General features: G+C 37.0%; 6 protein-coding genes. 5 read left to right on the plus strand and 1 reads right to left on the minus strand.

What is annotated here, in order from left to right:
• Window positions 1-30: 30 nt before the first annotated feature.
• Window positions 31-258 (minus strand): acyl carrier protein, encoded by a 228-nt coding sequence (acpP, locus tag V7124_RS20425; RefSeq protein WP_335492889.1) that lies wholly within the window; start codon window positions 256-258, stop codon window positions 31-33.
• Between the two features lie 722 nt (window positions 259-980).
• Between acpP and helD the strand changes: the two genes are divergently transcribed.
• From helD to V7124_RS20450, 5 genes are all read left to right on the plus strand, one after another.
• Window positions 981-3,290 carry an RNA polymerase recycling motor HelD gene (gene helD / locus V7124_RS20430; protein ID WP_335492891.1) on the plus strand — a complete coding sequence of 770 codons (2,310 nt, stop codon included), beginning with the start codon at window positions 981-983 and terminating at the stop codon, window positions 3,288-3,290.
• A 31-nt stretch (window positions 3,291-3,321) separates the two neighbouring features.
• Window positions 3,322-4,248 carry a WD40/YVTN/BNR-like repeat-containing protein gene (locus V7124_RS20435; RefSeq protein ID WP_335492893.1) on the plus strand — a complete coding sequence of 309 codons (927 nt, stop codon included), beginning with the start codon at window positions 3,322-3,324 and terminating at the stop codon, window positions 4,246-4,248.
• On the plus strand, window positions 4,232-5,092 hold the full coding sequence (locus tag V7124_RS20440; protein WP_335492896.1) for a hypothetical protein: 861 nt from the start codon (window positions 4,232-4,234) through the stop codon (window positions 5,090-5,092). The genes V7124_RS20435 and V7124_RS20440 overlap by 17 nt, the downstream gene beginning before the upstream one ends.
• Before the next feature lie 135 nt (window positions 5,093-5,227).
• The gene (locus V7124_RS20445; RefSeq protein WP_335492897.1) at window positions 5,228-6,079 is read left to right on the plus strand and encodes a DegV family protein; all 852 of its coding nucleotides are present in this window, start codon (window positions 5,228-5,230) and stop codon (window positions 6,077-6,079) included.
• Window positions 6,080-6,111: 32 nt separating this feature from the next.
• Window positions 6,112-6,771, plus strand: coding sequence for an HAD family hydrolase (locus tag V7124_RS20450; protein WP_335492898.1), 660 nt, complete (start codon window positions 6,112-6,114; stop codon window positions 6,769-6,771).
• Window positions 6,772-7,029: the final 258 nt, after the last annotated feature.

The following is a 7,029-nucleotide window of genomic DNA, read 5'->3' on the forward strand; positions in this document are numbered from 1 at the left end:
TTTGCTTTGGGCTATCCGCATTTTTTTGATTTATCGGTTTTCGATATATTTAACGACATCTCCGACTGTTTGTAGCGTCGCTGCAACTTGGTCACTAATTTCGATGGCGAATTCATCTTCGATTTCCATTGTCAGGTTCACCATATCTAGAGAATCCGCATCGAAGTCGTCTTTGAATGATGCTTGCGGATTGATATGCTCTATTTTGACACCGAGTTGGTCTGCAATAATCGGCTTTAACTTTGCTAATGTGGTCATCTGCTTTCCTCCTAATTATTTCTTTCAACTATTATAACAACCATAGTCGAGACATAAAACATAAAAGTATTGCCAATATCCAAAGAAAATTTGATTAGCTTCAACTTTTAATCCCAACCACACGAATCCCCCTAAAATCTGCAACCCATTTTCCATCTATATATAATACTTCCCTTAATTGATCCACAACGATTATAATTTGACCCCCGAGAATAAATCTGTAAGTTCCTTTCGTAAAACCTTAGACATCTACCTGAGCATATCATTAAAGGAAACAATTCATGGAAGTATAGCTTGGAATATTTCAACCTAAGGTAAAATATTTATATAAATAAAGAAAATAAGTTGGTACAAGAAGTGTCCCTGTAGAGCTTCTAGAAGGGAGCAAATTCTTTGAATCGAAATCCAAATCGAAATGTCCAGTTGACTATTTTTTTGCTTATTTGCATTCTAGTCGTCCTTATCATTAATTTGATTCTCAGTATTAGAATTTACTTTGTCCTAAATACGAGTTTGGGTCCTATCTTGTTAATAGGTCTAATTATTTTCCTGATTGTTATACTCTATTTTCAAGGTTAAAAAAGATATTGTATTAACTCTTGTCAAATGGTAAAATATAACTCCATTGTGAATGAAAACATCTACATAAAGTTTGTAGATGTTTCTTTTCGTTTCGGAATATCCTATTGGAAACTCATATTGAGAGGTGACAAATTAAGAGAATGAGCTCAAAAAAACAAAAATCAGTTCGTGAACATAAGGATTATCAAACAGAAATTGAGCGTTTAGAGTTTACAAAGGAATACATAAAAAGTGTTTTAGTAATGTCGAAGGGGAATAAAGAACAGTTTGTTGAGAACCTGAAAGAAGCCTTTGCTGATTTAGATACCTCAGATAGTAGTTTAAGCTACATGACTATACTTACCAATGCTCAATATCTAGAACTAGCTGAGAGTGAATTAGAAAGGTTAGCAAGTGTTATCGAAAAACCGTACTTTTCGAGAATTAATTTCACTAGTTCAGGTGATACCGAAGAAGAAATTTTATATATTGGGAAAGCCTCACTGTTTGATCGTGTTAATCAGGTTCCCATTATTGTCGATTGGCGGTCTCCGATTGCTAGTGTTTACTATGATGGTCGGCTAGGGGAAGTAACCTATGATGCATATGGAGAAGTGCAAACTGGTTATTTATCATTAAAAAGGCAGTATGAAATCGAAGATGGATTTTTAAAAGAGATTCGAGATATCGATTTAACCACACATGATGAATTATTACAAAAGTCGTTATCGGGAAAAGCGGACAACCGTTTAACCGAAATTGTGGCCACTATCCAAAATGAGCAAAATGAAGTCATTCGCGCATCACTCAAACACCCCATCATCGTTCAAGGGGCTGCTGGAAGTGGAAAAACAACCATTGCCCTCCATAGAATATCCTACTTTCTCTACTCTTCTGGGTATCGATTTCCTCCAGAAAAATTAATGATTCTTGCACCAAATCGATTGTTTATCGATTATATTTCTGCCGTCCTGCCCGACTTAGGGGTAAACAAGATAAAACAAACCACCTATGTTGAGTTTATGAGAAACTGTTTAGGTAAAAAAATAAAATTATTATCTCCAAATTCTAAATTAATGGCCGTTATGAGAGGGGAAGAAAAATCCAAATGGATACAATGGGTTTCTGGTTATAAAGGCTCTCTAGAATTTAAAGGGCTGATTGACAACTATGTAAGCGAAATTGAATTAAACTTAGCACCTTCACAGGATTTTATCATTGAAAAGTCACTTCTCATGAAAGGGCCAAAAATCAAGAGATTATTTTTAAAAGAATTTCAATACTTACCGATTTATAAGCGACTGGATAAAATAAAAAATTTGTTAGTTAATGATTTAAAGATAAAAAAATCAATTATCCTCTCAAAAATTAATAGTAAGTATGACGATGCGTTAGAAAAGGCTCTGTATAATACGAGGATGGATCCAGATAAAAGAAGAGAAAAAGTCGTTTTTATCATGGATACGAAAGAAAAAAGAATTCAAACGGTGGAGCAAGAGGCTAAGGTTGCGATAAAAAATTATATGGATCCTTTTGTAAAAAAAGATATCTTTACCCTTTATAAAGAGCTGATGACATCTCCTGAACTCCTCCAAAAGTATTCACCTCTGCTTTCAGAGATGGAATCTAAGAAATTAAGTAAATACTGTCAAAAGGTTTTTGAAAAAAAGGCGCTAGAAATGGAGGATTTAGCCCCGCTATTTTATATGAAAGCGAAACTAGAAGGGATCGACGAAACATATAAAATGAAAAGTATTTTCATTGATGAGGCTCAGGACTATAGCTATTTTCAATTTGCAGCAATGAAGGAAGGGTTTGAGACCAATTTGTTTACAATCGTGGGAGACTTAGCCCAAGGGATCCATTCCTATCGAGGATTAAATAGTTGGGAACCTTTGGTAAATGATATATTTCCAAATGCCAATTATCATGCTTTGCAGAAGAGTTATCGGACCACTGTCGAGATTATGCAATTAGCGAATGACATTCTATCGATTATGGATAAAGACCTGCCAATAGTAGAGCCAGTCATTCGTCACGGAGATAAACCGCGCTTTACAAAAATTGACCGAGACAATCTGCAGCAGGTAAGAATGATACTCGAACAGGATATATATCAACTTAAAGAGGAAGAGCATAATTCAATTGCAATTATTGGCAGGAGCGATAGCGAGTGTTTACAAATACATAAACTACTAGAAAATAGCAACCTTCCAATCCAGCTATTAGAAGAAAAACATGATATGAAAAAGGGAAGTGTTGTGATCTTACCCTCGCATCTTTCAAAAGGTTTAGAATTCGATGCCGTATTGATTGTAACCTTAGAAGAATCCTATTCTGATGAAGAGTTAGATATCAAGTTGTTGTATGTGGCGATGACGAGACCGATGCATCGGTTGTATTTATATGGAAGTGCACAATCTAATTTGTTATTGTCTAAAGCTAACACTAACCATTTTGATAGGAAATGAAAAGGTTGATTTATAAAAAAGGGGAACTACAGTGAAGAATATAATTATTGGTATGGCTTGTACGTTGGTAATTGGTATTTTCATTGCCACATGGTATTTCGAGAATTCCCCAATGGAAACAAAACTAGGACAAGACAAACGTAATGAAAATCAAAATACACAACTATCAGAACCATCACCACCAACGACCCTACAACCAATCTATGAAGACGAGTCAATTGGCTATTCGCTCCAAAACGATCAATTACAGATTACCTACAATAAAGGAAAGGATTGGACCACAGTCCCCGTTGAAAAAGGTAAATTATTTGCAGGTGAATATAACGGAAACGAGGAGGAGCTCATTGATAAGAGCTATATTCTCTCGGAAAACCGTGCTGCTTTTTTGCACTCGGATGGAGGGAGTATGAAACTGATTTACACTCTCGACCAAGGGAAAACTTGGGAAAACACCGTTGTAAATGATCAGTATCCGTCCATCCGGTTCCGAAAGGTTGAATTTTTAAATGAATCCTTTGGCTATGTCATCATTTCCGGGGATCGAACCATGTCATCGGAATGGACCACCGTCTACCTCACGAATGATGGCGGTAAACAATGGAAAGAGACCAATCATTCCGATGTTACAAGACTCATTTATAATGGAGGATTTGTCGACGAAAACACAGGTTTCCTTTCATTCGGCATCCTTAATCCGGTAGAACCAGATCTTTACCTTACCCAAGATGGGGGGAATTCCTGGAGTAAAGCAACGATTATGATTCCAGAGCAGTATCATGAAATTTTTGTGATGGCCGAAGCCCCCTTTCAAGAAGAAGATCACTTGGCAGTATACATCAATCAAGGTCCTAATGGAGACTATGAAGGTGGAAAAGTAAAGGGGAAATTCGTTTCAAATGATAATGGTGAAACCTGGGAGTTTTTGATGGAGGTAAGTCCAAATGAAACAGATAAGTAAAAATAGAAAAATAGCAGGATGGTTGTTTTTCCTAATGGCCATCGGACTTTTTTGTATTCAAATGGGATACTTCGTATTACGTGTGAAATACGATGTGGAATACGCTGACAATCGGATTTTTTTTCTATTAAACATCTTGATTGTCATTTTCATGGGCGTGGCACTTTTCCTTTTGCTTTCGGTAACTAAAAAGTGGAAAGTCATCATCACGAGCATTATAGTCATGATCGTCGTCTTACAGGGTGGATTACTGGTCAGCCACAGCTCTAAAATAAAGCATGTAGTAAGCATCTCACCAGACTTTAGGCATGTAAATGTAATTAAAGAAAATAGGATGCTCGGGCGGGCAACCTATTATCGAACCTATTTTGGCATCTTTGCTCGCCCAAAGGAAGAATTGCCCTATAATACAAAAGGTGCGTTTAAAGTTAAATGGCTAGAGAAAGATATTGCTGCGGTTACATACCTTACACCTGATGGAGGACTGCACCAGTACATTGGGACCTATGGTGACCGTAATGGTGGTTATTCCTACTCATACGTTGGTCCCTCGATCCAGGGACAATGGGAATGGGAGAACGTAAGGGTGAGCAGTGCTCCTGAAGGAATTACGATAGACTACAACGGAGAAATGGAAAGCTTCAATTGGGAGAATACCGTTCAATTTGGAACAATCGCTCTGGTTTTGACGGAAAATAACCAAGCTAAATGGACGATCGCTTTAAATGGAAATTTTAAAAGTAACTCTAATGAACCTGCTCCACCTACAGGTGAAATAAGCCTATATAAAGTAACCATGGATGAAAATGAGCCAATAAAGCTAGAATTTGTAACTACTAATTAATAGGAATGGGACAGCTTTTTCCCTTTAAATATTTTTTTCTCTTGATAGATGTAACCTAACCGCGTTTTTCATGTATAGTAGAGTAGAACTTTAAAGAGAATAATAAAGGCTTTATATAGATGCGGAGGATAATGTATGAGAAGAATTATTTTAACAACAGAGAGTGGAGCAGATTTACCAGTAGAATTGGCAGTGAAACATAATGTTCAAGTGGTGCCGATGCATGTGATCATGGATGGGCAGGACTATTTAGATGGTTCGTTACCGGTTACGGAAATATATGACTTTTACGAGCGGACAAAAAAGACTTCCTCGACAACATCGACAAATTCCCATGAATACTTTGAATTTTTCACGAAGATAAAGAATGATTATCCAGATTGCATTATCATACATGTTGGTTATACCTCAAAGGCATCTTCTTCTTTTCAAAATGCAGTTATCGCAACGGAAGAATTAAATGATATTTTTCTAATTGACGCTTTGAACGTCACAGGTGGATTAACGGCCATTGTGATGTATGCGGTTACCTTGTTAGAAAAAGAACCTTCAATCGACCCTGTCAGGTTAGTAGAGAAGATTGAATCCATCGTTCCTAAATCTAGATTAGCTTTCGTTCCCGGTAGCTTAGAGTTTTTAAGAGCGGGTGGACGAGTTAGTAATCTAGCATATCTCGGTGGGGCATTGTTAAAAATAAAGCCACGAATTGAACTAATTGATGGTCATCTTGTTTCAACAAAAAAATACCGCGGAAATATGGAAGCTGTTTCCGAAAAACTCATGCGTGATTATTTAAGTCAATACGATATTGATAGAGAACAACTTTATCTTCTTTACTCAATCGGACTTGATGAAGGGATCAAGCAGGGGATGGATGTAATCGCAAAAGAGGCTGGCTTCAAAAATGTAAAATGGATTCAAGCGGGCGCCATGATATCTTCTCATGCTGGACCTGGCGGTGTCGGAATTGCAGGTTTAGAAGTTTAGAAACAATCTAATTAAAAGGAAAGGATGATCCTATGAAGGTGGCTATTTTTGATTTTGATGGTACGTTATTTCCAAAAGAGACATTTCCTCTTTTGATGGGTCATTTGAAGAATCATCCGATACATTTTAAGAGGTATCGGAATTTTTTCCTTAGAATAATGCCGGTTTATATTGCTTATAAATGTAAACTATACCCGGAACAAAAAATGAAAGAGTATTCCATGAGGAGCTATATTGCAGCATTTGGTACTTCTCCAAAAGTTGAGATAGATCAGTTTTTTTCTCAGATTGGCGGGATTATGAGCGAAAATCTTCGTGACACGATGTTACATAGACTGGAGCAACATCGAATGGATGGCTATTACACGATGCTTGTCTCCGGAGCGTATGAGCCACTCCTATACTCGGTCACTGAAAATGTTAAATTTGATTGTATTATTGGGAGCAGTATACCATATGATGATGAAAAACTGAGCAAAAACTCATCAGTAAACTATATTTACGGTGAACGGAAAACGGAATTTATAAATGCTCATTTGTCAGACGCCGAAGTTGATTGGCAAAATAGCTTTGCTTATGGGGATAGTTATTCGGATTTAAATGTTCTTGAATTAGTAGGAAATCCAGTAGCAGTAAACCCTGAACCTCGTCTTTTGGAAGTAGCTCAGGATAAGAAATGGGAAATCATATAGAACCAATGGAAGAGTGATAATTCAAAAAAAGCGTACAGTTTCTACAAAAAAGTGTACAGTTTCTACGAAAAAGCGTACAGCTTCTACAAAAAACTGTATAGATTCTACAATAAACCGTACAGTTTCTAAAAACCGTTTCGTGCAAAGGGTCACTTTTAAAAAGGCTGTGTTAAAGGATACTGTTAATTTTAGAACCTGTTGATTGGAGCGAAAGGGGCTCGACTCCTGCGGGATGCACGAGCTGAGTGAGACCCCGCA

The sequence above is a fragment of the Neobacillus niacini genome (assembly GCF_036961885.1).
GTDB lineage: Bacteria > Bacillota > Bacilli > Bacillales > Cytobacillaceae > Neobacillus > Neobacillus niacini_H.

Bases quoted from the DNA above. Each gene is read 5' to 3' on its own strand.
- acpP (WP_335492889.1), bottom strand. From the start codon at position 258: ATGACCACATTAGCAAAGTTAAAGCCGATTATTGCAGACCAACTCGGT.
- helD (WP_335492891.1), top strand. From the start codon at position 981: ATGAGCTCAAAAAAACAAAAATCAGTTCGTGAACATAAGGATTATCAA.
- V7124_RS20440 (WP_335492896.1), top strand. From the start codon at position 4,232: ATGAAACAGATAAGTAAAAATAGAAAAATAGCAGGATGGTTGTTTTTC.
- V7124_RS20445 (WP_335492897.1), top strand. From the start codon at position 5,228: ATGAGAAGAATTATTTTAACAACAGAGAGTGGAGCAGATTTACCAGTA.
- V7124_RS20450 (WP_335492898.1), top strand. From the start codon at position 6,112: ATGAAGGTGGCTATTTTTGATTTTGATGGTACGTTATTTCCAAAAGAG.